At 37.8% G+C, this 26,949-nt stretch carries 27 protein-coding genes; 15 read left to right on the top strand and 12 right to left on the bottom strand.

Going from position 1 to position 26,949, the window contains the following annotated elements; translation table 11 throughout:
* The first annotated feature begins 214 nt into the window (after positions 1 to 214).
* A complete protein-coding gene (secDF, locus tag HA632_RS01215; protein WP_176305422.1) occupies positions 215 to 3,187 on the top strand; it encodes a protein translocase subunit SecDF in 2,973 nt (990 codons plus the stop codon).
* A 67-nt stretch (positions 3,188 to 3,254) separates the two neighbouring features.
* Here the strand turns inward: secDF and HA632_RS01210 are convergent, their stop codons facing one another.
* The 5 genes from HA632_RS01210 to HA632_RS01190 form a co-directional block, all read right to left on the bottom strand.
* Positions 3,255 to 3,635 (bottom strand): DUF4258 domain-containing protein, encoded by a 381-nt coding sequence (locus HA632_RS01210; protein ID WP_176305421.1) that lies wholly within the window; start codon positions 3,633 to 3,635, stop codon positions 3,255 to 3,257.
* A 66-nt stretch (positions 3,636 to 3,701) separates the two neighbouring features.
* Positions 3,702 to 4,895: an alanine dehydrogenase gene (locus HA632_RS01205; RefSeq protein ID WP_176305420.1), complete on the bottom strand. Its 1,194-nt coding sequence runs from the start codon at positions 4,893 to 4,895 to the stop codon at positions 3,702 to 3,704.
* A 44-nt stretch (positions 4,896 to 4,939) separates the two neighbouring features.
* Positions 4,940 to 5,347 carry a tRNA (adenosine(37)-N6)-threonylcarbamoyltransferase complex ATPase subunit type 1 TsaE gene (tsaE, locus tag HA632_RS01200; RefSeq protein ID WP_176305419.1) on the bottom strand — a complete coding sequence of 136 codons (408 nt, stop codon included), beginning with the start codon at positions 5,345 to 5,347 and terminating at the stop codon, positions 4,940 to 4,942.
* Positions 5,348 to 5,431: 84 nt separating this feature from the next.
* Positions 5,432 to 6,985, bottom strand: a complete 1,554-nt coding sequence (locus tag HA632_RS01195; protein WP_176305418.1) for a bifunctional response regulator/alkaline phosphatase family protein — start codon at positions 6,983 to 6,985, stop codon at positions 5,432 to 5,434.
* A 147-nt stretch (positions 6,986 to 7,132) separates the two neighbouring features.
* The gene (locus HA632_RS01190; protein WP_176305417.1) at positions 7,133 to 7,336 is read right to left on the bottom strand and encodes a DUF2892 domain-containing protein; all 204 of its coding nucleotides are present in this window, start codon (positions 7,334 to 7,336) and stop codon (positions 7,133 to 7,135) included.
* A gap of 118 nt (positions 7,337 to 7,454) precedes the next feature.
* Between HA632_RS01190 and HA632_RS01185 the strand changes: the two genes are divergently transcribed.
* From HA632_RS01185 to HA632_RS01120, 14 genes are all read left to right on the top strand, one after another.
* Positions 7,455 to 8,087: a Crp/Fnr family transcriptional regulator gene (locus HA632_RS01185; RefSeq protein WP_176305476.1), complete on the top strand. Its 633-nt coding sequence runs from the start codon at positions 7,455 to 7,457 to the stop codon at positions 8,085 to 8,087.
* 132 nt (positions 8,088 to 8,219) lie between these two features.
* Entirely contained in the window at positions 8,220 to 9,638 is a 1,419-nt protein-coding gene (locus HA632_RS01180; protein WP_176305416.1) for a rhodanese-like domain-containing protein, read from the top strand.
* Between the two features lie 9 nt (positions 9,639 to 9,647).
* Positions 9,648 to 9,851, top strand: a complete 204-nt coding sequence (locus tag HA632_RS01175) for a hypothetical protein (RefSeq protein ID WP_176305415.1) — start codon at positions 9,648 to 9,650, stop codon at positions 9,849 to 9,851.
* Positions 9,844 to 10,146, top strand: a complete 303-nt coding sequence (gene trxA / locus HA632_RS01170) for a thioredoxin (RefSeq protein WP_176305414.1) — start codon at positions 9,844 to 9,846, stop codon at positions 10,144 to 10,146. Before HA632_RS01175 ends, trxA begins: the two co-directional genes overlap by 8 nt.
* A complete protein-coding gene (locus HA632_RS01165; protein ID WP_176305413.1) occupies positions 10,146 to 10,346 on the top strand; it encodes a DUF6132 family protein in 201 nt (66 codons plus the stop codon). Before trxA ends, HA632_RS01165 begins: the two co-directional genes overlap by 1 nt.
* Positions 10,347 to 10,465: 119 nt before the next feature.
* The gene (locus HA632_RS01160; protein WP_176305412.1) at positions 10,466 to 10,801 is read left to right on the top strand and encodes a hypothetical protein; all 336 of its coding nucleotides are present in this window, start codon (positions 10,466 to 10,468) and stop codon (positions 10,799 to 10,801) included.
* A complete protein-coding gene (locus HA632_RS01155) occupies positions 10,794 to 11,102 on the top strand; it encodes a hypothetical protein (RefSeq protein WP_228778733.1) in 309 nt (102 codons plus the stop codon). Before HA632_RS01160 ends, HA632_RS01155 begins: the two co-directional genes overlap by 8 nt.
* A 117-nt stretch (positions 11,103 to 11,219) precedes the next feature.
* Positions 11,220 to 12,818 carry a hypothetical protein gene (locus HA632_RS01150; RefSeq protein ID WP_176305411.1) on the top strand — a complete coding sequence of 533 codons (1,599 nt, stop codon included), beginning with the start codon at positions 11,220 to 11,222 and terminating at the stop codon, positions 12,816 to 12,818.
* Positions 12,819 to 12,960: 142 nt separating this feature from the next.
* Positions 12,961 to 14,268, top strand: a complete 1,308-nt coding sequence (locus tag HA632_RS01145; RefSeq protein ID WP_176305410.1) for a TolC family protein — start codon at positions 12,961 to 12,963, stop codon at positions 14,266 to 14,268.
* Between the two features lie 28 nt (positions 14,269 to 14,296).
* Positions 14,297 to 15,382, top strand: a complete 1,086-nt coding sequence (locus HA632_RS01140) for an efflux RND transporter periplasmic adaptor subunit (protein WP_176305409.1) — start codon at positions 14,297 to 14,299, stop codon at positions 15,380 to 15,382.
* A gap of 46 nt (positions 15,383 to 15,428) precedes the next feature.
* Complete coding sequence (locus HA632_RS01135) at positions 15,429 to 18,644, top strand: efflux RND transporter permease subunit (RefSeq protein WP_176305408.1); 3,216 nt, start codon at positions 15,429 to 15,431, stop codon at positions 18,642 to 18,644.
* 16 nt (positions 18,645 to 18,660) lie between these two features.
* Positions 18,661 to 18,966, top strand: a complete 306-nt coding sequence (locus HA632_RS01130; RefSeq protein ID WP_176305407.1) for a hypothetical protein — start codon at positions 18,661 to 18,663, stop codon at positions 18,964 to 18,966.
* Positions 18,967 to 18,976: 10 nt separating this feature from the next.
* Complete coding sequence (locus HA632_RS01125) at positions 18,977 to 19,162, top strand: DUF2892 domain-containing protein (RefSeq protein ID WP_176305406.1); 186 nt, start codon at positions 18,977 to 18,979, stop codon at positions 19,160 to 19,162.
* A 110-nt stretch (positions 19,163 to 19,272) separates the two neighbouring features.
* On the top strand, positions 19,273 to 21,312 hold the full coding sequence (locus HA632_RS01120; protein WP_176305405.1) for a M13 family metallopeptidase: 2,040 nt from the start codon (positions 19,273 to 19,275) through the stop codon (positions 21,310 to 21,312).
* Between the two features lie 33 nt (positions 21,313 to 21,345).
* Here the strand turns inward: HA632_RS01120 and HA632_RS01115 are convergent, their stop codons facing one another.
* From HA632_RS01115 to rsfS, 7 genes are all read right to left on the bottom strand, one after another.
* Positions 21,346 to 22,122 (bottom strand): superoxide dismutase, encoded by a 777-nt coding sequence (locus HA632_RS01115; protein ID WP_176305404.1) that lies wholly within the window; start codon positions 22,120 to 22,122, stop codon positions 21,346 to 21,348.
* A gap of 3 nt (positions 22,123 to 22,125) precedes the next feature.
* Positions 22,126 to 22,401, bottom strand: coding sequence for an acyl-CoA-binding protein (locus HA632_RS01110; RefSeq protein ID WP_176305403.1), 276 nt, complete (start codon positions 22,399 to 22,401; stop codon positions 22,126 to 22,128).
* A gap of 12 nt (positions 22,402 to 22,413) precedes the next feature.
* Positions 22,414 to 23,064 (bottom strand): phosphatidylserine decarboxylase family protein, encoded by a 651-nt coding sequence (locus HA632_RS01105; protein ID WP_176305402.1) that lies wholly within the window; start codon positions 23,062 to 23,064, stop codon positions 22,414 to 22,416.
* Positions 23,054 to 23,857: a phosphatidate cytidylyltransferase gene (locus HA632_RS01100; RefSeq protein ID WP_176305401.1), complete on the bottom strand. Its 804-nt coding sequence runs from the start codon at positions 23,855 to 23,857 to the stop codon at positions 23,054 to 23,056. The genes HA632_RS01105 and HA632_RS01100 overlap by 11 nt, the downstream gene beginning before the upstream one ends.
* Before the next feature lies 1 nt (position 23,858).
* Complete coding sequence (locus HA632_RS01095) at positions 23,859 to 24,464, bottom strand: LUD domain-containing protein (RefSeq protein WP_176305400.1); 606 nt, start codon at positions 24,462 to 24,464, stop codon at positions 23,859 to 23,861.
* Between the two features lie 115 nt (positions 24,465 to 24,579).
* Entirely contained in the window at positions 24,580 to 26,514 is a 1,935-nt protein-coding gene (gene ftsH, locus HA632_RS01090; protein WP_176305399.1) for an ATP-dependent zinc metalloprotease FtsH, read from the bottom strand.
* Between the two features lie 19 nt (positions 26,515 to 26,533).
* The gene (gene rsfS, locus HA632_RS01085) at positions 26,534 to 26,905 is read right to left on the bottom strand and encodes a ribosome silencing factor (protein ID WP_176305398.1); all 372 of its coding nucleotides are present in this window, start codon (positions 26,903 to 26,905) and stop codon (positions 26,534 to 26,536) included.
* Between the last annotated feature and the right edge of the window lie 44 nt (positions 26,906 to 26,949).

Raw genomic sequence — 26,949 nt, 5'->3', positions numbered from 1 at the left:
AACTTAAAAAAGAGGCTGCAAACTTTGCAGTCTTTTTTTTGATATTAATCATGAAAATATTGGTTAATCTTATCTATAATTATATATTTGCACGTTTCATAAAAAAGGGAAATATTGGAAATTCAATACTTTAACGTATAATGTTTTGAATTTCAATAGTTTTTGCTTTAAATGAAGTAACTATTAACACAGAATTAATTAATTTTTAGTAATAATGCAGAATAAAGGACTAGTTAAATTTTTCGCAATTCTATTTGCATTGGTAAGTATCTACCAACTTTCGTTCACTTTTGTGGCCAATAAAGTAAAAAGCGATGCCAAAACTTTTGCAGGAGGAAATCCTGAGAAAGAAATCAAATATCTTGACTCAATAGGAAAGGAAAAAGTTTTTCTTGATTTTTTCACATACAATGATGTGAAAGACAAACAGATTAACAAAGGTCTTGACCTTGAAGGAGGAATTAACGTAATTCTTCAAATTTCGGTTAAGGATGTTTTGGTTCAATTATCAAACAATTCAAAAAATCCTGCTTTCAACAAAGCGTTGGAAGAAGCAAAGAGAAATCAAAGAGGAAACCAATCTTACTTGGATGCTTTCTTTGAAGCATTTGATGCTAATAAAGGAACAACAAAACTAGCCTCTCCGGATATTTTTGCCAATAGAAATTTTGACGACAGTGAGTTGAACTTTAATTCTACTGATGCTGAAGTGCAAAAAGTATTGAGAAGAAAAGTAGACGAGTCTGTAGAATCAGCATTTGGGGTATTAAGAAGCCGTATCGACAAATTCGGGGTAACCCAACCTAACATTGCTAAGTTAGGTCAAACCGGTAGAATCTTAATCGAATTACCTGGAGCGAAAGACGTTGACCGTATCAAAAAATTAGTATCAAGCAAAGCAGAATTAGAGTTCTGGGAAACTTACAAGGCGGAAGAATTAGGCGGATTTTTACAACAAGCCAACGAAGCTTTAAAAGCAACAGTTAAAGTTGACGAGAAAGTTGAAGCAGCTAAACCTGCAGATTCATTAAGCAAGTTGTTGACAGATAAAGACAAAGATTCTACTGCGACTAAAAAAGGAAACAATCCTTTAGTAGACAAGTTTGTTTCATTGGGCGGTGGTCCAATCTTAGCGATAGTTTCTACTAAAGATACTGCTGCAGTTAGCGGCTATTTGAAAAAACAAGAAATCCGTGCTTTGTTGCCGGGTGACAAGCGTTTCGCCAAATTCGTTTGGGGTAAACCGGTTGTAAGTGTTGATGAAAAAACCAAAAAAGAATCAACTACGGTTGAATTGTATGCCTTAAAAGGAAATAAAGATGATATTGCTCCTCTTGGAGGTGGTGTAATTGTAGATGCAAGAGATACTTTTGACCAAATGGGGAAACCTGCTGTTTCAATGCAAATGAATGGTGCAGGAGCGAATGTTTGGGAAAAATTGACCAACAATGCTTACACACAAAAAAGTTATATCGCTATCGCTTTAGATAATGTAGTTTATTCTGCGCCGGGAGTTACTTCTGGACCAATTGCCGGTGGAAGATCTGAAATCACAGGAAGTTTTGACGTAGCGGAAACCAAAGATTTAGCCAACGTATTAAGAGCAGGTAAATTACCGGCTACAGCAGAAATCATCCAATCAGAAATCGTTGGTCCATCATTAGGACAAAAAGCGATTGATGCCGGTACTACTTCTTCTATTGTAGGTTTCTTATTGGTGTGTTTATGGATGGTATTCTACTACGGAAGAGCCGGTTGGTATGCCAACGTAGCTTTGTTAGTCAACTTATTATTCTTATTCGGAATCTTAGCCAGTTTAGGAGCGGTATTAACCTTACCTGGTATTGCCGGTATCGTGTTAACTTTAGGAACGGCGGTAGATGCGAACATCATTATCTATGAAAGAGCTAAAGAAGAATTGCGAGAAGGTAAAACCCTTGGAGATGCGGTAAAATCATCTTACGGGTGGAAAGGAGCTATGCGTTCGATTATTGATGCCAACGTTACTCACGTATTAACCGGAGCTATTTTGTTCATCTTTGGTACAGGACCAATTCAAGGTTTTGCTACTACTTTGTTAATCGGTATTTTCACTTCATTATTTACTTCAATTTTTATTGCCAGAATCTTTATCGATAGAGATATTGCTAAAAACAGAAGCTTAACCTTTACTACGCCATTAACCAAAAACTGGTTCACCGGATTCCATTTTGACTTTATCGGTATTAGAAAGATATCTTATATCTTCTCTTCTTTAGTAGTAGTAGTAAGCTGTGTGTCTTTCTACTTTAACGGTCTTGACGAAGGTGTTGATTTTGTCGGAGGAAGAACATTCCAAGTGAAGTTTGAAAAACCGGTAGAGCCTACCCAAGTTTCAGAAGAATTATCAAGTGCTTTTGGTGTAGCTGTGGAAGCTAAAGTTTTTGGTGATGAAGACCAATTAAAAGTGACAACTAAATACAAAATCAAAGAAGACGGTGTAGAAGTTGACAAAGAGGTAAACGAAAAATTATACAACACCTTAAAGAAATACTACAAAGACGGATTTACTTATGAGAATTTCATCAATACTTATGATGGAAAGCAGGTTGGAGTGTTACAAGCTTCAAAAGTAGGAGCAGCGATTTCTGCCGATATTAAAACCAACTCTTTCTGGGCCGTTATCGGAGCCATGTTGGTGGTTGGATTGTACTTAGTAATTTCATTCCGTAAATGGCAATATTCATTGGGTGCTATTGCGGCAGTATTCCACGACGTTATCTTTGTATTGGGATTGTATTCTTTATTATACAAATACATGCCTTTCCACATGGAAATGGACCAGCACTTTATTGCAGCGATTTTAACCGTTATCGGTTACTCTATGAATGATACTGTAATTGTATTTGACAGGGTAAGAGAGTTCTTAGCCGGAAATGTTAAAGGAACATTCAAAGATGTTGTAAACGCTTCAATTAATACTACGTTATCAAGAACCATCAATACATCATTAACGATGATTTTAGTATTGTTAATCATGTTCATTTTTGGTGGAGAATCTATCAGAGGATTTATCTTTGCTATGTTGGTGGGAATCTTTGTCGGGACTTACTCTTCTCTATTCATTGCAACTCCGGTTGTATATGATACGATGAGCAAGAAAGAAGTTGAAGAAATTGAAAGCCGTCACACCGGAAATCAAGCATAGTTTTAGCTATATACAAACAAAAAAGGGTTGTCAATTTGACAACCCTTTTTTTGTTTGTATCTTTTAATTATTCTTTTGTTTCTGAAATGTTTTTTAAAACTGCTTTATTCGAATAATTAATAACTTCTAATGTGATTTCTTTTGCTTTCTTGTTCTGACCATAGATAACATATTTTTTTCCTCCTTCTGCCGGTATGTTACTTTTGTCAAAATCTACATCACCGTGAGTCAGTATGTTCTTTATATCAGCTTTATCGGCTAAACCTTCACTCATTTGCTTAGTGGCAATTGAATCATAATGAAAAGGTTTGTTTCTAAGGTCATTCAAAACTCTGGCGTTAGGGAAATAATTGCATCTGGTGTCTTTTCCGCTAAGTACTAAAACCACAAAAAACGATCCGATGACAAAACCCACTAAGTAGTAGGCCAATCGTTGGTAAAATTTCATAATTGATTATTTTTTTGGCAAAAGTAATCAATGTTCGATATTCAGTAAATGAAATACGGTTTTATTTTAGAATACAATCAGATTGATATCATTGTCGGGTAAATTGAACCAATCACCAATGGCTTTGTTAGTCAAAATCCCATGATAGAGATAAACTCCGTTTTTCAATCCTTTGTTGCAGCGAATGGCGCTTTCAATACCACCATCTTCCGCTATTTGTAAGAGATAAGGTGTGATGATGTTACTAATAGAAAGCGAAGCGGTTTTTGAATAGCGCGAAGGAATATTAGGAACGCAATAATGAATGATATTATTCTTGATAAAAGTAGGTGATTCGTGAGTCGTCACTTCTGAAGTTTCAAAACAACCGCCGGTATCAATACTCACATCGACAATCACTGCGCCTTTTTTCATATGCTCTACCATGGTTTCGGTCACTACAACCGGACAACGTTCTTTACCACGCATGGCACCAATAGCTACGTCGCATCTTCTGAGTGCTTTTAATAAGGATTTAGGTTGTATGGTAGAGGTGAATATTCTTTGGTTTAAATTGTTCTGTAATCGGCGTAATTTGGTAATGGAGTTGTCAAAAACTTTTACATGTGCGCCTAAGCCTAAAGCCGTTTTGGCCGCAAATTCTCCTACCGTTCCGGCACCGAGAATTACCACATCAGTGGGAGGAACTCCGGTGATATTGCCTAAAAGTAATCCTTTCCCAAATTGGTTGTTAATCATTAATTCGGCTGCGATAAGTACTGATGCGGTTCCGGCTATTTCGCTCAAGGATTTGACCGCCGGATAAGAACCGTCTTCGTCTTTGATATATTCAAAAGCCAAAGCGGTTATCTTTTTTTTGCTCAAGGCTTCGAAGTATTCTTTTTTTCGGGTTTTCAATTGGATGGCCGAAATGACTATGGCATTGGTATTTACTAAGGCAATTTCTTCCATGGTTAAGGGTTCAACCTTTAAAATCATCGGACAACTAAAAACTTTCTTAGTGTCTTTAGTAATTGTGGCTCCGGCATCACTAAACTCTTTGTCCGTATAGCTCGAACTCAAACCGGCACCGGCTTCAATCATCACTTTGTGTCCGTGTGAAGTCAATGAATTTACCGCATCAGGCGTTAAGCAAATGCGTCTTTCCTGATAGGATGTCTCTTTGGGAATGCCAATAAACAGTTCACTTTTATGACGATAGACTTCTAATTTTTCCTCTTGAGGTAAAAGTTGTTGCTTAGTGAATGGGGTTAAGGACATAAGGCTCAGTTGAATTTGCAACCAAATTACAAAAATTTATCGAATTATGTCAATCTTAAATCTCTTTTGCCTTCTACAGTAATGGATAGATCAATGGTAGAATAATGTTCCGGAAGCAAATTCGGAATCTTTTCGGCCCATTCAATAAAACACCAATGTCCTGAATACAAATATTCATCGATTCCCATGTCTAAAGCTTCCGCTTCCGATTTTAATCGGTACACATCAAAGTGATACACGGATTGGTTATTGTCAGTTTGGTATTCATTCACCAAAGAAAAGGTCGGACTACTCGTAGCGTCTTTCACTCCAAGTTCTTTGGCCAAAGCTTTAATCAAGGTGGTTTTGCCTACGCCCATTTGACCGTGAAACAAAATCACTTTATGGGGTTTTTCGGCTATGATTTTTTGAGCGACTTCTTGTATTTCGTCAAGTGAAAATATGATTTCCATGTTAAGTAAGTGGTCATTCAGTATTTAGTGTTCAGTAATTAGCTTTCAATGGATTACTAAATGCTGAACACTGTTTACTTTTTTTTATTTCGGATTAAATACTAAAAACGGCACAATCATTTCTTCGAGTGAAATTCCGCCATGTTGGTAGGTATTTCTATAGTAACTCACATAATGATTGTAGTTGTTTACATAGGCCAAAAATAAGTCATTCTTGGCAAATATGTAAGAGCTACTCATATTGATTGTTGGTAATCCAATCTTTTTCGGGTCTCTGACAGCGTATACATCTTTGTCTTCATAAGTCAAACTTCTGCCGGTTTTGTATCGCAAGTTCAAACTGGTGTTTTTATCGCCAATCACTTTCGACGGATTTTTTACGTTAATCGTTCCGTGGTCAGTAGTAATAATCAATTTGAACCCTAATTTTTGGGCCTGTTGAATGATTTCCAGCAAAGGAGAATTTTTAAACCAACTCAAGGTTAATGAGCGATAAGCCTTGTCATCCGAAGCCAATTCTTTTACCACATCCATTTCTGTTTTGGCATGTGAAAGCATGTCTACGAAGTTGTAAACCACAGTAACCAATTGGTTGTCTTTAAGTGCTTTAAAATTGTCGGCCAACTTTCTGCCACCGGCTAAATTGGTGATTTTGAAATAATCTTGTTTGATATTCAATCCTAAACGTTTCAAATGCGCGGTTAAAAATTCGGCTTCATATAAATTTTTCCCACCTTCTTCCACGTCGTTTTTCCAATATTGCGGGAACTGTTTTTCCATTTCCGAAGGGGTCAAACCAGAGAAAATAGAATTTCGGGCGTATTGAGTAGCTGTTGGTAAACTAGCGTAATACGGAATCTCTTTTTCCAATTTGTAATGATTCGCCACCACATTTTCCATCGCTTTCCATTGGTCATAGCGGAGGTTATCGATGACTACAAATAAAACGGGCTTGTCTTTTTTGACCAATTCGGGAACAACTAATTCTCTGAAAAGCGTGTGGGATTGTATGGGTTTGTCTGCTTTGGGTTCGAACCAACTTTCATAATTGCGTTCTATGAATTTTCCGAACTGCATGTTGGCTTCGACTTTTTGGCTCTCTAATATTTCAAACATGCTTTGGTCGTTGATGTTTTCCAACTCCAATTCCCAAAACAATAGTTTTTTATACAATTCTACCCAATCCTCATAGCTGTTGACCATGGCCATTTCCATGGCAATTTTGCGGAATTCTTTCTGATAATCCAAAGTAGTTTTCTCCGAAATCAGTCTGGAATGGTCTAAGTTTTTCTTCAAACTCAATAAAATCTGATTGGGGTTCACCGGCTTGATTAGGTAATCGGCAATCTTAGAACCAATGGCTTCTTCCATGATGTATTCTTCCTCGCTTTTGGTAATCATAATCACCGGTGTAGAAGATTTTTTCTCTTTCATTTCCGATAAGGTTTCCAAACCACTCATACCGGGCATATTTTCATCTAAGAAAACGATGTCAAAATTACCGTCTTCATAAGCGTCAATGGCATCACGACCATTGTTGTAAGTCGTTACCTTGTAGTTTTTGTTTTCTAAAAATAAGATGTGTGGCTTGAGCAAATCAATCTCGTCATCAACCCAAAGTATTTTGATTTTGTCCATAAGTACATTTTAATTTGTTGCAAATTACTACTTATAAAACGCAGTAGTATTAAAATTATTATAAAAAATCGGAAATCTTTTTTGAAATAATGTCAACAAAAAAAGTGCTGCAAAAGCAACACTTTCCAAAAGGCACAAATAAGCGGATTACTTAGTCTTGCAGGTATTGATTCCCAGTAAAGTATACAGTGGACAAAAACTTACCAAACTGGTTAGCAAAAAGATGACGCCAAACGCCAACAAAGCGTAGCCTAAAGTACCGGTAACGGTTCCGCTAAAATATAAATAGGCAAATACAGCAGCCAAAATCACTCGGATACCCTTGTCTAAAGTTCCCATATTTTTTTTCATAATCAATTGTAATTTATTGGTTTATAGTAAGTAAAGTTACTCATTTCATTTTTTAAAGAAATGATTTTTATCATGTCCTTTTTTTAGTCGAAATTTACAAGACCAAAATTCAATCATGATGTTAGAATTGCTCAAAGAAAGTTACGGTTTTGTTTTTGAAGAAAAACTATTGGAGGAAATTGCTCAAGTGTCACAGCTCAGAACATTTGAGGAAGGCGAAATTCTAATTGATTTTGGTGATTACATCAAAAATATGCCTTTACTACTTTCGGGCGCGATTAAAATTCTTCGCGAAGATTTTGATGAAGGCGAATTATTGCTGTACTTCTTAGAAAAAGGCGATACTTGTGCGATGACCATGGCTTGCTGTTTGGGAGAAACCAAAAGCGAAATACGTGCCGTGGCCGAAACCAAAGGCAAAGTAGTCATGATTCCGGTAGCTAAAATGGAAGAATGGCTCGGCAAATACAAAAGCTGGAGAAATTACGTTTTCAACAGCTACAACAACCGTTTGAAGGAAATGCTGATGGCCATCGATAATCTCGCTTTCATGAATATGGATGAAAGACTTTACAATTACCTTTTGGATAAAGCCCAAATCAACAAAACCAATTCTATTCAAAATACCCATCAGGAAATAGCCTACGATTTGCATACCTCTCGCGTAGTGATTTCCCGACTATTAAAAGCTTTGGAAAATGAAGGTAAAATCAAATTGCACCGCGCGTCGATTGAATTAGTTCGATCTTAAACTTCTCAATTCTTGTGTAACTTTTGATACTGATTGCCTCAATCGGTGTGACTATTTTTGTATTCGATGCAACTGATAATTATCATTCCGAATTAAGAATGGGAGCGATACTTTTGGGAAAAAACAAAAAATATGAAATTAGAACAAATTTATACCGGATGTTTAGCACACGCTGCTTATTATTTGGAGTCCAATGGCGAAGCAGCTATTTTTGATCCTTTGCGAGAAGTACAACCTTATATTGACCGCGCTCGAAAAGACAACGCCAAAATCAAATACGTTTTTGAAACCCATTTCCATGCCGATTTTGTATCGGGACATTTGGATTTGGCCCAAAAAGAAAATGCGATTATTGTTTATGGTCCAACGGCCAAACCGGGTTTTGATGCTTTGGTGGCCAATGACAATCAGATTTTTGAAGTGGGCAATTGCAAGGTCAAAGCCATTCATACACCCGGACATACCATGGAAAGCACCACTTATTTGGTGATTGATGAAAACGGAAAGGAACATGGCATCATTACCGGAGATACTTTATTTATTGGCGATGTTGGCCGACCGGATTTGGCCCAACACGTCATAGCCGATTTAACCCAAGACAAATTGGCACGATTGCTTTACCATTCGCTTCGCGAAAAAATTATGCCGCTGTCGGATGATTTAATCGTATACCCAAATCACGGTGCCGGAAGTGCCTGTGGTAAAATGATGAGTAAAGAAACGACAGACACTTTGGGCAACCAAAAAAGAACCAATTACGCCTTAAATCCAAAGTTGACTGAGGACGAATTTGTGATCTCACTTTTAACCGGATTGACCACGCCACCGGCTTATTTTCCTAAGAACGTTTTGATGAACATTCAAGGCTATGAAAGTTTGGATAAAGTAATGCACCGCGGTCAAAAACCTTATGATGCCAAGACTTTTGAAATGGTAGCCAATGAAACGCAAGCCTTGATTTTAGATACGCGAAAAGCTTCTGAATTTGCCCAAGGATTCATTCCGAATAGCATCAACATCGGATTGGACAGTAATTTTGCGATGTGGGTTGGCGAATTGATTCCCGATTTACAACAAGAAATTCTACTGGTTGCCGAGAACCATGAAAAAGTGGAAGAAGCCATTATCAGATTATCGAGAGTGGGTTATGACCATACCATTGGTTATTTAGAAGGCGGATTTGAAGCATGGGCAAAAGCAGGAAAAGAGGTTGACACTGTTAATAGAATCTCAGCCGAAGAGTTACAAGATTTGGAAGAAATACACGAAATCCCAATTTTTGATGTCAGAAAGAAAAGTGAATACGACTCTGAACACTTAGTAGGTGCTATTAATGTTCCATTAAATGAGATTAATCAGCATTTGTCAGACTTTCCCAAAGATAAACACTTTGTATTACATTGTTTAGGTGGCTATCGCAGCATGATTGCCGCTTCGATTTTAAAGCAAAGAGGTTTTGAGAATTTTGTCGATGTGATTGGCGGTTTCAACGAAATAAAATTGACGAGTTTACCGATTACCAATTATGTTTGCCCAACGACTTTATTATAATTTTTTGCGATGAAAAGAATACTGTTTTCCAATTGGCACCTCATGCGCATTTTCAGAATGGCTTTTGCCTTGTTTCTGTTTTATCAGGCGTATGCAACCCGTCATTGGTTTTTTGTGGCTTTTGGTGTTTTCTTTTTGTTTCAAGCGGTTTTTAATATGGGTTGCGGACCGAATAGTTGTACTGTAAATTATAAAAATCAAAAAAATGAATAGTACTTTTGATCAAATCATCCATTCCGAAAAACCCGTTTTAATCGATTTCTTTGCTACTTGGTGCGGACCATGTCAAATGTTGGCTCCGATTTTAAAGGAAGTTAAAGACAGTCTGGGAGAACGGGTTTCCATCATCAAAATTGATGTCGATAAAAATCAAGAATTGGCAGCACAATATCAGGTGCGCGGCGTTCCCACTATGATGCTTTTTCAAAACGGGAAACAGTTGTGGCGACAATCCGGTGTTTTATCCAAAGAAGAAATTGTGAAAACGGTAATCGAAAAATCAAACTGATGTCCCAAAAAGCAATTTTAATTACAGTTTTAGGGATTTTAGTTGGCGGATTATTGGGTTACGCTTACTATCATTATGTTGGTTGTGCCAACGGAACTTGTGCCATAACATCCCAACCCTTAAATTCCACTTTATACGGTGGTTTGATGGGCGGATTGTTGTTTAATATCTTTGTTTCTAAAACTAAGCAAGACCACTGAAGAAGGTTTTTACGGAATGATTCTTAAGTTAGTTTTAAGTTAATTTTTTGTCTGTCAATCTGTTTTAATGCTACATTTGATTTGCATAAAAGGATTTATTCTTGCTATATTTTGTCGCCATGAAGGTTTTTGCATTTACATTATGTCTTTATTTAACTGTTTTGACCGCTTTACCTTCGGCCAAAGCAATTAAAATGACTTATTTTGAAACTTGCCAAATGTCTTGTACCGATAATGACTCCGAAAGCGATTTACCCAACGGTTGCGGAAAAGAAAAATGTGTCCTCAATTTTAATTTCAACAATGCTACTTTTTTAGTTTTTACCACAGATTACCAATTGACCAAACAGTATATCAGTTTAGTTACTAAAGAAAAAATACAATATCACAAGAATTTAACGTCTCATTTTAGCGTTACCATTTGGCAACCACCGGAAACTTTAAGCGTTGCCTAAAATCATCAACCAAGAAAAGGAGCGAAGGCAAAACCTAAGCACCTCGGAGCATAGTAGCTCTAAAACCTTAAAGATAAATAATTTAAAAAAATATAAAAACATGAGAAAATTAGTTTCAACTTTCGCAGCAGTAGCTTTGTTATTTGCCCTTAATGCAAACGCTAACAGTACAGATCCAAAGCAAAAAAAGAAAAAAGCAAAAACTGAAAAGTCTTGCTCAACGGAAGAGAAAAAAGAATGCAGCACCGAGAAAAAAGCAGGATGTTGCGCTTCTAAAAAAGCTGAAGACAAAAAAGCTTAGTTATAAACTTTTGAATAAGTTGGAAAGCGTCCCAAGTTTGGGGCGCTTTTTTTTGTGTAACAAATGTGGCAAAACACTTGGTATGGAATCAATAGCTTTGAATAAAATATTATTAACATGAGACTAATTTACCCTTTGTTATTTTTGGTGTTTACCAATGTTGTTTTTTCACAATCTACTTTTGATTACCAAGTACAACTCAATCCGATATCCATACCCAATTTCCCCGGAATTCATTCCTATGCCTTTGCACAACACGAAGGGAAATGGTTAATCCTTGGCGGGCGAGTCGACGGAATTCATGCGCGTCAGCCGTTTAATGCTTTTCCGTCCTCAAATAACAATACCAATATTTATGTGGTAGATGTTTTGGCGAGTCAAGTTTGGTCGGTATCTGTGAATGTCTTACCAACGACCTTACAAGAACAATTGCAAGCCACCAATTTCAATTTTTACCAAGATGAAGACACACTTTATATCATCGGAGGTTATGCTTTTTCGGCTACAGCCAATGATCATATCACATTTAATAAGATGACATCGATTGATGTTTCGGGTTTGATTAATTCAGTAATTAATGGTACATCCGTTTTACAGCATTTCAAGCAAATGACCGATACCAATTTTGCCATCACCGGCGGGCAATTAGGCAAAATAAACAACACGTTTTATTTAATAGGCGGACACCGTTTTGACGGAAGATACAATCCGATGAACAATCCAACCTTTACCCAAACTTATTCCAACCAAATCCGAAAATTTTCCATCGATAATTCCGGAACGCAACTGAGTATTTCTAATTACGAAGCTATTACTGATGCGGTTCATTTACACCGAAGAGATTACAATCTGTTACCACAAATTTTCCCTGATGGTTCACAAGGTTACACGATTTCATCCGGCGTTTTTCAAATCAATGTCGATTTGCCGTTTTTATATCCGGTAGACATCAAACCCGAAGGCTATTTTCCGCAAACGACTTTCAACCAATATTTGAGCAACTACCACAGCGCCAAATCTTGTCTTTACGATGCCACCGAAAACCGAATGCACAATCTCTTTTTTGGCGGAATCAGTCAATATTATTATAACGGAACTACTTTGGTGCAAGACAATAATGTTCCTTTTGTCAATACCATCAGCCGAACAACAAGATTCGCCGATGGTTCTTTACAAGAATACCAACTGCCCGAAACCATGCCGGCTTTAAAAGGTGCGAGTGCCGAATTTATCCCTAACAAATCGTTGCCACATTACAGCAACGAAGTCATAAAACTCAGCGAGATTACTGCTGATGAATTTGTAATTGGGCACATAGTAGGAGGATTGACCAGTCCAAGTGCGAATCCGTTTTCGGTAAATAATACGTCAACCACTTCTGCTAACGCGACTGTTTATGAAGTGAAACTGATTAAAAATCTGCCTTTAGGAGTCCAACCCATAGAAGGCAAAAACCCTTTTTCAATGACCGTTTCTCCAAATCCTACCGACAGCAGTACCGTCAGAATCAATTTCAAAATGGCATATGCAACGAACATTGATTATTTTGTTTCTACCATGGAAGGGAAAATCGTATTAGACGGTGAAATTGAAGATACAACGCAAGGCGAGAACAGTATGAACTTTGAGTTAGACGGCATTTCGAATCAAACGGTAATCATCACTTTTATATTCGATAATAAGTTTTATGTTTCCCAAAAAGTGATTGTAAAATAAATCAAATCAATACCATATATTTTTGAGTGCCTGAGGAATCAGGCATTTTTTTTGTGTCCAGTTACCTCTGTAACAATTGTAACTGTACACGCTTTTTTACCACCCTATTTTTGCTTCATAATTCAGATAAACTATGATGAATATGAACAAGCAATTATTAACTACTGGATTTTTATTCCTATCAATTTTCGGATTCAGTCAAGATACGTTGACCATTTCCAAAAGCGATTTGAAACAAAAAGTATCCGAAAAAAACCTGCAAATCAAAATCGCAGATAAAAACTATCAATCGGCTAAAGCGGATTACCGCCAATCGAATGCACTCTTTTTGCCCAATATTAATGTGTCTTATACCGGAATAGTTACTACCAATCCGTTAATGGCTTTTGGTTCCAAATTAAATCAGGAAATTCTAACCCAATCCGATTTCAATCCGGCTTTGTTAAATGACCCGAAAACCACGCAAAACTTTGCCACTAAAATCGAAATCCAACAACCGCTACTCAACGTTGACGGTATTTTCGGAAGACAAGCCGCGAAAGCCAAAATGGAAGCTTTCCAACTGCAAACACAGCGAACCCAAGAGTATTTAGAACTCGAAGTGTCTAAGGCGTACATGCAACTCCAATTAGCGTACAAAGCCGTTAGTGTTTTGGAAAAAGCGGAGTCAACGGCTAAAGCCAACTTGAAATTGGTCGACAATTATTTCAAACAAGGTTTGTTGCAAAAGACCGATGTATTGAATGTGCAAGTACGCGTGAATGACATTTCAAATCAATTGCAATACGCCAAAAGCAATGTGCAAAATGCCTCCGATTATTTGGCTTTTCTATTAAACGAAGACATACAAGGAAAAACCTTTAAACCTTCAGAAGAACTGGAAAATACCATTAAGGTTGAAGCGATAAACACCCAATTATCAGAGAATAGGAAAGACATTCAAGCCCTAGACAAATCATCCGAAGCCTATAAAAAAATGATGGTGATGAGCAAAATGAATTTCTTGCCAAGACTAAACGCTTTTGGAAGTTATGAGTTGTATGACAGTCAGTTTTTAGGGACGGCTGCCAAAGGTTATTTGGTTGGAGCACAATTGTCTTGGAACGTTTTCGACGGTTATAAATCCTTCGGAAAATACGATAAAGCCAAAGCTGATTTTCAAAAAGCTTCGTTTGAAACAGAGCAATATAAAAAGCAAAGCCAACTCGAAGTAAGCAAAACTAATCGCCAACTAAAAGATGCCGAAAACAAAGTAGGTTTGTTGCAAATGGCTTTCGAACAATCACAAGAAGCGTATCGCATTCGCCAAAATCGTTTCACCCAAGGTTTAGAAAAAACCACCGATTTATTGACTGCCGAAACCCAAATGATTCAAAAGGAATTAGAGCATTTACAAGCGGTTTTTGAGTACAATTTCACCCAACAGTATTTACAGTTTTTGACCCAGTAGTATTAAAACAATAAAAAAACAGAACAACATGAATAATAAAATAATAACCACGCTATTTTTATCGACATTCTTATTCCTTTCTTGTGGAAAAGACCGAAAAGAAATTAAAGATAATGCAGCGGCTATTCCGGTAAAAGTTAGCGGAATGACTGTGCAAAACAATGGTTCTTTCGTAACTGCCAGTGGCAAAATTGAAGCCGAAAACAGTGCCAATGTGAGCACCCGAATGATGGGCTACGTAACCAAAGTGCATGTGAAAGTCGGGCAAAAAGTTAGCACCGGTCAATTGATGGTCAGCATCAACAACTCCGATTTACAAGCCAAAAAAGCCCAAGTCGATGCTTCTATTTTACAAGCGACTGCTGCTTATAATAATGCGAAAAAAGATTTTGAAAGATTCACCGTTTTGTTCAACCAACAAAGTGCCTCTCAAAAAGAGTTAGACGACATGACCTCGCGCTACGAAATGGCCAAAGCCGGATTGGACGCGGCCAAACAAATGCGAAATGAAGTGTTGGCACAATTCAATTACAGCAATATCACCGCGCCGTTTTCGGGTGAAGTGACCAATGCTTTTGTCAAAGAAGGCGATATGGCGAATCCCGGAATGCCGTTAGTGAGCATAGAAGGTGTTTCGAGATTACAAGTTACCGCGATGGTTTCTGAAAGCGATATAGCCAACATTCAAAACGGAATGGCCGTAAAAGTATTAGTAAAATCCATCAACAAAGAAGTAACGGGAAAAGTAATTGAAGTCAGCAGTTCGGCTAAAAATACCGGCGGACAGTATTTGGTTAAAGTCGGTTTGAACCAAATCGATAAAGCTATTTTATCCGGCATGTTTGTCAATGTTCAATTTCCTGTGGCCAATAAAACACAAATGACTATCACAACCGATAAAGTTTTGGTTCCCGAAAGCGCTTTGGTCAAACAAGGTCAACTCACCGGAATTTACACTGTCGGCAACGGTAACAAAGCCATTTTAAGATGGTTGCGCATCGGGAAATACTTCGGGAACCAAGTAGAAGTTTTATCCGGCTTATCGGCTAACGAGCAATATATCGTTTCGGCAGAAGGTAAGTTGTATAATGGCGCAAAAGTGAAATTGAATTAACTCATTTTCAAATTTTCAAATCATCACATTTTCAAATTAAAAAATCATGCAAGAAGGTATATCAGGTAAAATCGCCCATTTTTTCATCAATTCGAAGTTAACGATATTGTTAATGGTCGGATTAATGATCATCGGCATATACAGTTCGTTTCTGATTCCAAGAGAAGAAGAACCACAAATCAATGTTCCAATGGCCGACGTAATGGTGGGTTATCCCGGAGCGAGTCCGAGTGAAGTCGAAAGCCGCGTGGTGAAACCTTTGGAAAAAATTCTTTCCAATATCAAAGGCGTAGAACATGTGCACAGTATGGCGATGAACGGTCAGGCGATGTTGATTGTTCAGTTTTATGTTGGGCAAGATGTAGAACGTTCGTATGTAAAATTATACGATGAGTTGGCCAAACATGAAAATATGTTTCCGCAAGGCGTTTATAAACCAATGGTGAAAACGCGTTCTATCGATGATGTTCCGATGTTAGGCCTAACGCTTTGGAGCGAAAAACTAAACGATTTCGAAATCCGTCAAATCGCAGAAGAAGTAACTTCGGAGATTGAAAAAGTAAAAGATGTCGCCATCACCAAAGAAATCGGTGGCCGAAACCGCGAAGTTAAAGTGGTGTTAGACAAAGATAAAATGGCCGAAAACGGTGTGGATGCGTTAAGTATTATGCAAATGATTCAAGCCAATAACGGCAGCTCGCAATCGGGTAGTTTTGTTTCAGCCGATAAAGAATATTTGGTAACCACGGGTGAGTTTTTGCAAACCGCCGAAGATGTCGAAAACTTGGTAGTGGGCGTCAATGCCAATCTGCCGGTTTATTTAAAACAAGTGGCTTCGGTTCAGGACGGACCTTCAACGCCGAGAAGTTATGTGTCTTTTGGGTATGGCAAAGCCAATGAAAAATTTACTAAAAACAATTCGGAATATCCTGCCGTAACGATTTCTATCGGAAAAGTAAAAGGTGCCGATGCGATGAAAATTTCCGAAAAGATTTTGGAGAAAGTCGAGCATTTAAAACAAACCATTATCACCGATGATGTTCACGTAGAAGTAACGCGTAATTACGGTGAAACCGCTTCGGATAAAGTAGGTGAGTTGTTGCTGCATTTAGGCATTGCGATTATTGCAGTTACTCTTTTGGTGATGTTAGCCATGGGTTGGCGCGGTGGTTTAGTGGTTTTCTTTTCAGTGCCATTAACGTTTGCCTTGACTTTATTCGCCTATTATATGTTAGGTTATACGTTAAATCGTATCACTTTATTCGCCTTAGTTTTCGTAGTGGGAATTGTCGTAGACGACAGTATCATCATCGCCGAAAATATGCACCGTCACTTCAAAATGAAGCGATTACCATTTAAACAAGCAGCTATTTATGCGATAAATGAAGTTGGGAATCCAACTATTTTAGCAACGTTCACGGTTATTGCGGCGATTTTGCCAATGGCTTTCGTATCAGGAATGATGGGACCCTATATGAGTCCGATGCCGATTGGGGCTTCGATAGCAATGTTGTTGTCTTTGTTTGTCGCCCTGACTGTGACACCTTATTTGGGTTATCATTTGTTGCACGAAAAAGAAGAACAAGAACAAAAAGCCGAACAAGGATTGGAAACATCGTGGATTTACAAAGTCTACAACAAAATGGAACGACCGTTTCTAGAAAGTTCTAAAAAGCGTCGTTTGATGTTAGGGATTACCGTTTTATTGTTAATCGGTTCGGTTTTGATGTTTTTTACCAAATCGGTAGCCGTGAAGATGTTGCCATTTGATAATAAAAACGAGTTCCAAGTCGTGATTGACATGCCCGAAGGAACGACTTTAGAAAGAACTGCGGCGGTAACTCAGGAAATCGCGCAATACCTTTCCACGGTTCCCGAAGTGGTGAATTACCAAAACTACATTGGTACTTCGGCTCCGATTACTTTTAACGGTTTGGTGCGTCATTACGATATGCGTGGTGGCAGCAATATGGCCGATATTCAAGTGAATTTATTGCACAAAGAAGACCGCGATTTACAAAGTCACGACATCGCTAAAATCGTTCGTCCGGAAATTCAAAAGATAGCCAAGAAATATGCTGCGAATGTTAAGATTATAGAAGTGCCACCGGGACCGCCGGTATTATCGACATTGGTAGCGGAAATCTATGGGCCAAATTATAAAGAGCAAATCAAAGTCGCTAATCAAGTGAAAAGTATTCTGGAAAACACCACAGATATAGTTGATGTAGATTGGATGACAGAGGACGATCAAACCGAATATAAATTGGTTGTTGATAAAGAAAAAGCGATGTTAAACGGAATCGTTCCGCAACAAGTGGTAGGCAATTTGACTTATTTGCTTAAAGAATATCCTGTTTCTAACTTGTATGATGAAAATTCAAATGACAATGTTGGGATTGTATTGTCTTTAGACGATAAGGATAAAACGAGTTTGCAAGACATTCAAAGTTTGAAAATCAAAGGCAATCGTGGGAATGTAGTTCCGGTGAGTGATTTGGTTAAAGTGGTACAAGATACTTTGCAAAAAACGATTTACCGCAAAGACCAAAAGCGTGTAGTGTATGTAACAGCCGATATGGCAGGCGATTTGGAAAGTCCGGTGTACGCTATTTTGGGGATGAATGAGAAACTCCAAAAAATGCAATTGCCAAAAGGCTATAAAGTCAATGAGTTGTACATGGAGCAACCATCTGATGAAAGTGACTTTACCGTCAAATGGGATGGTGAATGGCAAATTACCTTGGAAGTCTTCCGCGATTTAGGAGCAGCGTTCTTAATTGTGATAGTAATTATTTACATGTTGATTGTAGGTTGGTTCCAAAATTTCAAAACCCCGATGGTGATGATGATGGCGATTCCGCTTTCGTTAGTCGGGATTGTATTAGGTCACTGGTTGTTAGGCGCTTTCTTTACCGCAACTTCTTTTATTGGTATGATTGCCTTAGCTGGTGTCATGGTGCGAAATTCAGTGTTGCTCATCGATTTTATTGAGATTCGATTGAATGATGGAATTCCGCTAAAACAAGCCATTATCGAAGCCGGTGCTGTGAGAACTACGCCAATTTTGTTAACGACCGGTGCTGTGGTTATCGGAGCGTCAATTATTTTATTTGACCCAATATTTCAAGGATTGGCGATTTCCTTAGTATTTGGAGCGATTGTTTCAACCTTACTCACGCTGATAGTAGTGCCTTTGATTTATTACATCACCGAAAGAAAAAAATGGGAGAGTAATTCATCAGTAACAAAAGATCAATAACTTAATTCCTAAAGTCATGAAATTATTAATCATCACCGCCATAACTGAATTTGAAAAAGACATCAAAACGCTCTTAAAAAAAGCCAATGTCAAAACGTTTAGCTACCGAAATGTAATGGGTTACAAAGATGTTTCGCAAGAGTTTATTGAAACCAATTGGTTTGCTTCCGAAATGAACGAAACCGAATCTTTACTTTTTTATGCTTTTGTGAAAAAAGAAAATGTGGATTTGTTCTTCCAACTCATAGCCGATTTTAATGCCAAACAAGAAACCAAGGCACAAGTGGATGTGGCTGTACTTCAAATTGAAAAATCTAATTAATATTAATACTATGAAAAACAGAATAGTTAGAGCTGTAGCGGGAACATTTATCCTAATCAGCTTATTGTTATCGATTTATGTCAATCAGAATTGGCTTTGGTTTACCGCTTTTGTCGGAGCCAATTTGCTGCAATCTTCCATAACCAAATGGTGCTTGATGGAAGATATTTTAGACAAACTAGGTATTAAAGACTAATGACAAAGCCACCTTCGGGTGGTTTTTTATTGTTGTTATTTTTACAAAAGCATTACATTTGGTAACATTTTCAATGTTCATTAGTCCAATACACATCAAAACATACTTTTATGAAATTAATAACTAAACTAATTCTTGGTTTTTTTTCAACGCTATTATTCGTTAGTTGTAACCAAAAAGAAGCCGATTTTATTGATCCTTTATTGACCAACAGAGATACAACTGTTAATCCCGGCGAGGATTTTTTTATGTACGCCAATGGCGGTTGGTTCAAACGAAACCCAATTCCGGATAGCGAAAGAAGCAACGGGATTTTCCGAACAATAGGCGATACCATCAATTCGCAGATCAAACAAATTTGTGAAAAATCTGCCGAGATGACTGATGCACCAAAAGGCAGTAACGAACAAAAAATCGGTGATTTCTATGCTTCCGGTATGGATACTTTACAAATTGAAAAATTGGGCTTGTCTCCCTTGAAGGCTGATTTAAATAGAATTAAAGCCATCAAAGACGTTCCGTCATTATTGAATACAATAGCCTATTTGCATACCATCGGTGCTAATCCTGGCTTTTCTTTGTATGTTGGGCAAGATGATAAAAATAGTGCTAAATATGCTGTTTTTCTTGGCCAAGGCGGATTAGGTTTGGGCAATCGTGATTATTATTTCAATATGGATAAGGAAACGGTAAACATACGTGCCGAATATGTAAAACATTTGGAAAAAATGAGTTTGTTGATTGGAAAAAATATAGACGCAGCTAAAGCCAATGCGAATACTATTATGAAATTGGAAACGGAATTGGCCAAAAACTCCAGAAAGTTAGAAGCGCTTCGTGACCCAATCAAGAATTACAACAAAATGGGTATCGCTCAAATCAACAATGCTACTCCGAATATTGATTGGGAAATGATGACCACAGCCATGGGGATTAAAAATGTTGATACCGTAATTGTCGGTCAACCGGAGTTTTATAAGGCTTTAAACCAAATGATCAAAAGTTATTCTATTGAAGATTGGAAAACTTATTTAGAATGGGACTTTGTCAATTCTTATGCTTCTTATTTGAACAATGCCATTGAAAAGCAGAACTTCTATTTCTATTCCACAGTGATGAGCGGTGTAAAAGAACAAAAACCCCGTTGGAAAAGAATCGTAGAGCAAACGGATAGTTCTTTAGGTGAGTTAATCGGACAAGTTTATGTGAAAGATTATTTGCCAAAAGGTTCCAAAGAAAAGCTTCTGGAAATTGGCAACAATATCCGTGACGTTTATGCTGAACGCATTAAAACCCTGGATTGGATGAGTGAAGAAACCAAGAAGAAAGCACTTTACAAATTGAGCAAGATTGTAATGAAAGTTGGTTATCCCGATAAATGGAAGGATATGAGCAGTGTAACTATCAACCGAGAAACATTTTTAGCCAATGTCATGGCAACCAATAAGTGGGCGATTCAAGATATGATTAAAAAGTTTGGCAAACCGGTAGACAGAACCGAATGGGGTATGTATCCACAAACTTATAATGCGTATTATAGTCCAAGTAACAACGAAATCTGTGTTCCGGCCTGTAATATTTTAGTGCCCGGATTTGAAGGCAGAATGCCGGATGATGCCGTTTTATACGGAATTATTGGCGGTTCGACTTTCGGACACGAAATTACCCACGGATTTGACGATCAAGGCAGTCAGTATGACGAAAAAGGTAACTTAAACAATTGGTGGACAGCCGAAGATTTGAAAAAGTTCAAAGCCAAAACCAAATTGATTGTAGAACAGTTCAGTCAATATGAAGCTTTACCGGGCAAATTCGTAAACGGCGATGCTACCCAAGGTGAAAACATAGCGGATTTAGGTGGTGTTGTAATGGGATTTGAGGCCTTTAAAAAATCAGCGCAATACAAAAACAAAGAAAAGATTAGCGGTTTAACACCGGAGCAACGTTTCTTTTTAGCATACGGTTACGCTTGGATGGTAAACATCAAACCTGAATCTTTAGCCCAGCAATTACTAACCGATGTTCATGCACCGGCCAAATACAGAATCAACGGACCATTGCAAAACAATCCGGATTTTCACAAAGCTTTCAACATCCAACCGGGAAGCAAAATGAGAAGACCCGATAATTTGAAAGTGGTTATTTGGTAAAATAAAATCCCTAATCTTGCGATTAGGGATTTTTTATTTTGTCACTGTTGCTTCCAAATACCGTTCGGAAACCTTTTTCCAGTTGATGACTTTGAAGAAAGCATCGATATATTTTTTTCGTTTGTATCGGTAATCGAGATAATAAGCGTGTTCCCAAACATCCAAACATAAAATTGGCTTTCCTTTTACAGTTTGGTTCGGCATTAAAGGATTGTCTTGATTTTGGGTACTTGTTACTGATAACTTTCCGGCTTTGTCTACAATTAACCATGCCCATCCGGAGCCAAATTGCTTCTCAGCAGCATCGGCAAACTGGTTTTTTAAGACTTCAAATGAACCAAAATCTCGGGTAATTACTGTCGCCAAAGTATCTTTAGGTTGTCCGCCTGCTTTGGGTGCCATGCCTTCAAAAAACAAAGTGTGATTGTAATAACCACCGGCATTGTTTCGCAAGTCGGCATTGTTCATATCGAGTTTTTTCAAGATATCTTCAATGGCCAAATCAACTAATAATGGATCAGCAGCAACTAACTTGTTGAGGTTATTGGTGTACGTTAGATAATGTTTGGAGTAGTGCACTTCCATGGTTAAGATATCGATGCTTGGCATCAAGGCATTGTATTCATAAGGCAACTTGGCCAAAGCGAATTGCCCTTCTTCGGCTGCGACATCATCGGGCTGGCCAATGGTTATTTTTTCTTCAGCAGAAGGCAATGGTACTTCGACTACTTCGGTCAACTTTTTTTTATTGCAGGAAGGCAATAAGAACGTAAAAGAAAAACATAATGCAAAAGCAATAATCCTTTTCATAATTTATTTTTTTTCGTTTACAATGGCGTTGATGGCTTCAATATACAACTCTTTGGCTTCGTCTACCGACAAGTGACTGATTTGCATCCAGGCATTGGTTTTAAAGGCATTTCTTAAATCAAAAGTAGAAGAGTTATTGTATTCAATGGTTCCGAAAGTGGCTTGTTTGTAATAGGCATACAACCGCAACTGTACATCTTGCGGGAGCGATGACTGTGTCATTTTGGAAGCAATTTCAACGGCTTCCAGAAATCGAACTTCTAATTCTTTTTCAGACATGTTTTGAGACTATTATTTTGAAGCGATAACCGTTTGGTTACCTACAGCATTTTGGTTTAAAGCAACCTCTATTTTGGTTCCTAAAGGGAAATATATATCTACTCTCGAACCAAATTTGATAAAACCGGCATCATCTCCTTGAACTACCTGTTGGCCTTCCTCTGCGTAATTTACAATTCTTCGGGCTAAGGCTCCGGCAATTTGTCGGTATAAAACTTCGCCAAAAGGTTTGGTTTCGATGACCACGGTTGTTCTTTCATTTTCGGTACTGGCTTTTGGATGCCAAGCGACCAAGTATTTTCCAGGATGGTATTTGCTGAATTTGATTTTACCTGAAGCACCATAACGCGTTACATGTACATTAATCGGCGACATAAAAATCGAAACCTGTACTCTTTTGTCCTTAAAATATTCTTCTTCAAATACTTCTTCAATCACAACCACTTTACCGTCAACCGGTGCCAAGAAATAATTTTCATTTGGAACGATTTTTCTATTGGGGTTTCTGAAGAATTGTAAAATCATTACAAAAAGAAAGACAAAAACAAGCTGAATTGAAATTTTAAGCCAATGAATGTGCACAAATTTATCCGTCAATAATAGTGCTGCAACAAAACTTAAAATGGCAATGAAAATGATTTTATAACCTTCTTTATGAAACATAATAGATAATTTGGTAAAACAAATAAACAAATGGTGCTACAAATATAATACTATCCAAGCGATCTAGAAAACCTCCGTGACCGGGCATAATATTGCCACTGTCTTTAACGCCTGCGATTCTTTTAAATTTAGATTCTATCAAATCACCCAATGTGCCGAAAGCACTCACTATCATCGCGATAATAATCCATTTTATAAGGTCTTGGTGCAAGTAAAATTGCGCTAATAAAATTCCGGCTACGACCGCAAAAATAACACCGCCAACAAAACCTTCTATGGTTTTCTTAGGAGAGATTCTTTCGAAAAGTTTGTTTTTCCCCATGGTGATACCAACCAGGTAGGCAAATGTATCATTGCACCAAATAATGACCAAAATACTGATGATGATTTCGGGTATGTATTGGTTATTGATAAAAGGGATTTTGGTAAAAATAATAATCGGAATGATGAGATAGCCGATGAGAAAAACATATTTAGTTTGCTTGTCTAGAAAGCGATCCTTTTTTTCAAAGAGAAACAACAGCGAACGAATTGAAACCAACAGAGCCGCAATAAGTAGTAATATTTCGTTGGTTTTGATGGTATTGTTTAAGTTGAATAGGATGTAACCTACAGTGGCAATAACAAGCGGAATGATAGGTTTTAAAGAGATTAATTTACAAAACTCTACCACGGAGAAAAGCAGTAAAATGCCAAACAACAACAAAAAACTGTATTGTGAATATAGCGTGGCGCCAACCAACAGCAGTACATATACTGCTCCGGATAAAGCTCTTGTTACGGTAGTCGTCATGCTATAAATCTTCTAAAAGCAAGAGGTATAAATTCTTGGCAGTGCTTCCGTATTGCAGGAAATCTTCGTCTTTGGCTTTTTCGAAATATTTGATGGTAGTGATATTGGTTGGGTAATCTTTATCGTATTTCTTTTTAATCACACGAAGACCGTCACTTTTGGTTTCCAAAATTTGACTGGTAGTGGCTAAAATGATGATATTGATAGGTAAATCGTTAGGTTTGTTTTGTTTGATTTGGTTGGAGGAAAACAACACCGAACCTTCATCGGCAATAAGGTTTTCGCAGCTGGCAAATAAGAATTTCGGGTTGGCTGGTTTGTCGTATGTTAGTTTGTTTTCATCCAACATGCTGAATAATTTCGGTTCATAGCAAAGTGCTTCACATTCGAACCAATCGTTTTCCTCTAAGATGTTTAAGAATTGGTCTTTTACTTCGTTTAAGTTCTCACAGTACAAAAACTTGCCACCGTTTTTTTTGAAATTATAAGTGAACTTTTCATCTACCGGAAGCAGTGAAAAGCTGGAAGGAGCATTGTTAAATTCGCTTTGACTTTCTTCGTCAGAGGCATCATTACCTGTGCCAAAAATTTTTCTGAAAAGACTCATGCTTGTATGGGTATAATCTGTTTTGGTATTTGAAATCCCTCAAAGATAAAAAAATCTTAATTCAAAAGTATGTTTTGAATTAAGATTTTAATAAAATGTTAAAAAACTGTGAATGTTATTCTATTACTGCATCTGCTACTGTTTCATCAGCATGATTGTCAAAAGGTCTTTTCCCGAAAATGGATTCCAAATCGTCTTTGAAAATGACTTCTTTCTCTATCAGAATATCAGCCAATTGCTGCAGCTTTTCCTTGTTGTCTTCCAAAATTTTGATGGCTCTTTGGTATTCCGTTTCAATCAAATTCGAAATCTCTTTGTCGATAACCAAAGCTGTTTCTTCAGAATAAGGTTTGGAGAAATTGTATTCACTTTGTCCCGAAGAATCATAGTAAGTGATGTTTCCTAATTTATCATTCAAACCATAAATGGTTACCATCGCACGCGCTTGCTTGGTTACTTTTTCCAAATCGCTTAAGGCTCCGGTTGAGATTTTGTTGAACATTACTTTCTCTGCAGCACGGCCACCCATAGTAGCACACATTTCATCCAGCATTTGCTCGGGACGGACGATTAAACGCTCTTCAGGTAAATACCAAGCGGCACCTAAACTTTGTCCGCGCGGTACAATAGTAACTTTTACCAAGGGTGCTGCGTGTTCGAGCATCCAGCTTACGGTAGCATGACCGGCTTCGTGAACGGCAATGGCACGCTTTTCATCAGGGGTTACGATTTTGTTTTTCTTTTCTAAACCACCAACGATTCTGTCAACAGCATCTAAGAAATCTTGTTTGTCTACCGCTGTTTTGTTATTTCTGGCTGCGATTAAAGCGGCTTCGTTACATACGTTTGCAATATCAGCTCCTGAGAATCCGGGAGTTTGTTTGGCTAAAAATTCTATATCCAAACCGTCTACTTTCTTCAACGGTTTTAAGTGCACTTCAAATATTTCTTTACGTTCTCTAACATCCGGTAAGTCAACATAAATCTGACGGTCAAAACGTCCGGCACGCAATAAAGCTTTGTCTAAAACATCTGCTCTGTTGGTTGCGGCCAATACGATTACGTGCGTATTCGTACCGAAACCATCCATCTCAGTCAATAACTGATTTAGAGTATTTTCACGTTCGTCATTAGAACCGGAGAAGTTGTTTTTGCCACGGGCACGACCAACCGCATCTATCTCATCAATAAAGATTATCGCAGGTGCCTTGTCTTTGGCTTGTTTGAATAAATCTCTTACGCGAGAAGCACCAACACCGACAAACATTTCCACAAAATCAGAACCAGATAAAGAGAAGAAAGGAACTTTGGCTTCACCGGCTACGGCTTTGGCCAAGAGGGTTTTTCCGGTTCCCGGAGGCCCCACTAATAAAGCGCCTTTCGGAATTTTACCACCGAGTGTAGTATATTTATCAGGATTTCTAAGGAACTCAACAATTTCTTGGATTTCTTCTTTAGCACCTTCTAATCCGGCTACGTCTTTGAACGTGGTTTTTAAATCGGTTTTTTCATCAAATAATTTGGCTCTCGATTTTCCGATGTTGAAGATTTGACCACCGCCACCGCCGGCACCACCGCCAGACATTCTGCGCATGATCAATATCCAAAGCCCGATAATGATGATGATAGGTAAGAGGCTGATGAATATTTCAGACCAGTTGCTTTTCGGTTTAAAATCGTAGTCTTTGATTTTGCCTTCCAGTTTGGCTTTTTCGATTTTGTTTTGGAAAACTTCGTCGTTACCAATTTCAAAAGAATAATGAGGGCCTTTGTTTGGATTACCCAACATATCTTTGGCTAACTTACTGTGTGCTTTGTCTTTTAAAGCCGCGGCAGTCAGATAGGCTTCGCCTTCCGTTTTGTTGAAAATCACTACTTTTTCGATTTGTCCTTTGTCTAGATATTCATTGAATTTAGACGAAGAAATCTTGGCCGTATCCTGAAAACCGGAACCGCCGATGTAGTTTAATCCGAAGAATATAATAATTAATCCGGCGTAAATCCACCATGGACTTACTTTAAAATTATTGGGTTTCTTTTCGGTAGCCATATATGTTTAGCGCAATTTTTTAATAGTTACTTGGAATGGTTGTAATTTGGGCATCGCCCCATAATCCTTCAATATTGTAGAATTCACGAATTTGTTTTTGGAAAACGTGTACTACGATGTCAACATAATCCATTAAAACCCACTCACCATTGTCCGTACCTTCTACGTGCCAAGGTTTGTCTTTTAATTCTTTGGAAACCAGTTTTTGGATAGAGTTAACAATCGCGTTAACTTGGGTATTGGAATTTCCGTTGCAAATGATAAAATAATCACAAACGGCGGTGTCTATAGCTCTTAAATCGAGTATGTCGATATCATTTCCTTTTACTTCTTCAATGCCTTTGATAATACTCGCCAAGAGTATATCGGTGTTTACTGCTTTTTTCGTCATCTAGTATTTATGTGTATTTGGCAAAGGTATTACTTTTTGTCCTT

The sequence above is a fragment of the Flavobacterium sp. J49 genome (assembly GCF_011742145.1).
Classification (GTDB): Bacteria; Bacteroidota; Bacteroidia; order Flavobacteriales; family Flavobacteriaceae; genus Flavobacterium.
The sequence above is the reverse complement of the archived record's forward strand: the minus strand, read 5'-3'. Positions and strand labels throughout refer to the sequence as shown.

Coding starts and splice junctions, on each gene's coding strand:
- secDF (WP_176305422.1), top strand. CDS start 215: ATGCAGAATAAAGGACTAGTTAAATTTTTCGCAATTCTATTTGCATTG.
- HA632_RS01210 (WP_176305421.1), bottom strand. CDS start 3,635: ATGAAATTTTACCAACGATTGGCCTACTACTTAGTGGGTTTTGTCATC.
- HA632_RS01205 (WP_176305420.1), bottom strand. CDS start 4,895: ATGTCCTTAACCCCATTCACTAAGCAACAACTTTTACCTCAAGAGGAA.
- tsaE (WP_176305419.1), bottom strand. CDS start 5,347: ATGGAAATCATATTTTCACTTGACGAAATACAAGAAGTCGCTCAAAAA.
- HA632_RS01195 (WP_176305418.1), bottom strand. CDS start 6,985: ATGGACAAAATCAAAATACTTTGGGTTGATGACGAGATTGATTTGCTC.
- HA632_RS01190 (WP_176305417.1), bottom strand. CDS start 7,336: ATGAAAAAAAATATGGGAACTTTAGACAAGGGTATCCGAGTGATTTTG.
- HA632_RS01185 (WP_176305476.1), top strand. CDS start 7,455: ATGTTAGAATTGCTCAAAGAAAGTTACGGTTTTGTTTTTGAAGAAAAA.
- HA632_RS01180 (WP_176305416.1), top strand. CDS start 8,220: ATGAAATTAGAACAAATTTATACCGGATGTTTAGCACACGCTGCTTAT.
- HA632_RS01175 (WP_176305415.1), top strand. CDS start 9,648: ATGAAAAGAATACTGTTTTCCAATTGGCACCTCATGCGCATTTTCAGA.
- trxA (WP_176305414.1), top strand. CDS start 9,844: ATGAATAGTACTTTTGATCAAATCATCCATTCCGAAAAACCCGTTTTA.
- HA632_RS01165 (WP_176305413.1), top strand. CDS start 10,146: ATGTCCCAAAAAGCAATTTTAATTACAGTTTTAGGGATTTTAGTTGGC.
- HA632_RS01160 (WP_176305412.1), top strand. CDS start 10,466: ATGAAGGTTTTTGCATTTACATTATGTCTTTATTTAACTGTTTTGACC.
- HA632_RS01150 (WP_176305411.1), top strand. CDS start 11,220: ATGAGACTAATTTACCCTTTGTTATTTTTGGTGTTTACCAATGTTGTT.
- HA632_RS01145 (WP_176305410.1), top strand. CDS start 12,961: ATGAACAAGCAATTATTAACTACTGGATTTTTATTCCTATCAATTTTC.
- HA632_RS01140 (WP_176305409.1), top strand. CDS start 14,297: ATGAATAATAAAATAATAACCACGCTATTTTTATCGACATTCTTATTC.
- HA632_RS01135 (WP_176305408.1), top strand. CDS start 15,429: ATGCAAGAAGGTATATCAGGTAAAATCGCCCATTTTTTCATCAATTCG.
- HA632_RS01130 (WP_176305407.1), top strand. CDS start 18,661: ATGAAATTATTAATCATCACCGCCATAACTGAATTTGAAAAAGACATC.
- HA632_RS01125 (WP_176305406.1), top strand. CDS start 18,977: ATGAAAAACAGAATAGTTAGAGCTGTAGCGGGAACATTTATCCTAATC.
- HA632_RS01120 (WP_176305405.1), top strand. CDS start 19,273: ATGAAATTAATAACTAAACTAATTCTTGGTTTTTTTTCAACGCTATTA.
- HA632_RS01115 (WP_176305404.1), bottom strand. CDS start 22,122: ATGAAAAGGATTATTGCTTTTGCATTATGTTTTTCTTTTACGTTCTTA.
- HA632_RS01110 (WP_176305403.1), bottom strand. CDS start 22,401: ATGTCTGAAAAAGAATTAGAAGTTCGATTTCTGGAAGCCGTTGAAATT.
- HA632_RS01105 (WP_176305402.1), bottom strand. CDS start 23,064: ATGTTTCATAAAGAAGGTTATAAAATCATTTTCATTGCCATTTTAAGT.
- HA632_RS01100 (WP_176305401.1), bottom strand. CDS start 23,857: ATGACGACTACCGTAACAAGAGCTTTATCCGGAGCAGTATATGTACTG.
- HA632_RS01095 (WP_176305400.1), bottom strand. CDS start 24,464: ATGAGTCTTTTCAGAAAAATTTTTGGCACAGGTAATGATGCCTCTGAC.
- ftsH (WP_176305399.1), bottom strand. CDS start 26,514: ATGGCTACCGAAAAGAAACCCAATAATTTTAAAGTAAGTCCATGGTGG.
- rsfS (WP_176305398.1), bottom strand. CDS start 26,905: ATGACGAAAAAAGCAGTAAACACCGATATACTCTTGGCGAGTATTATC.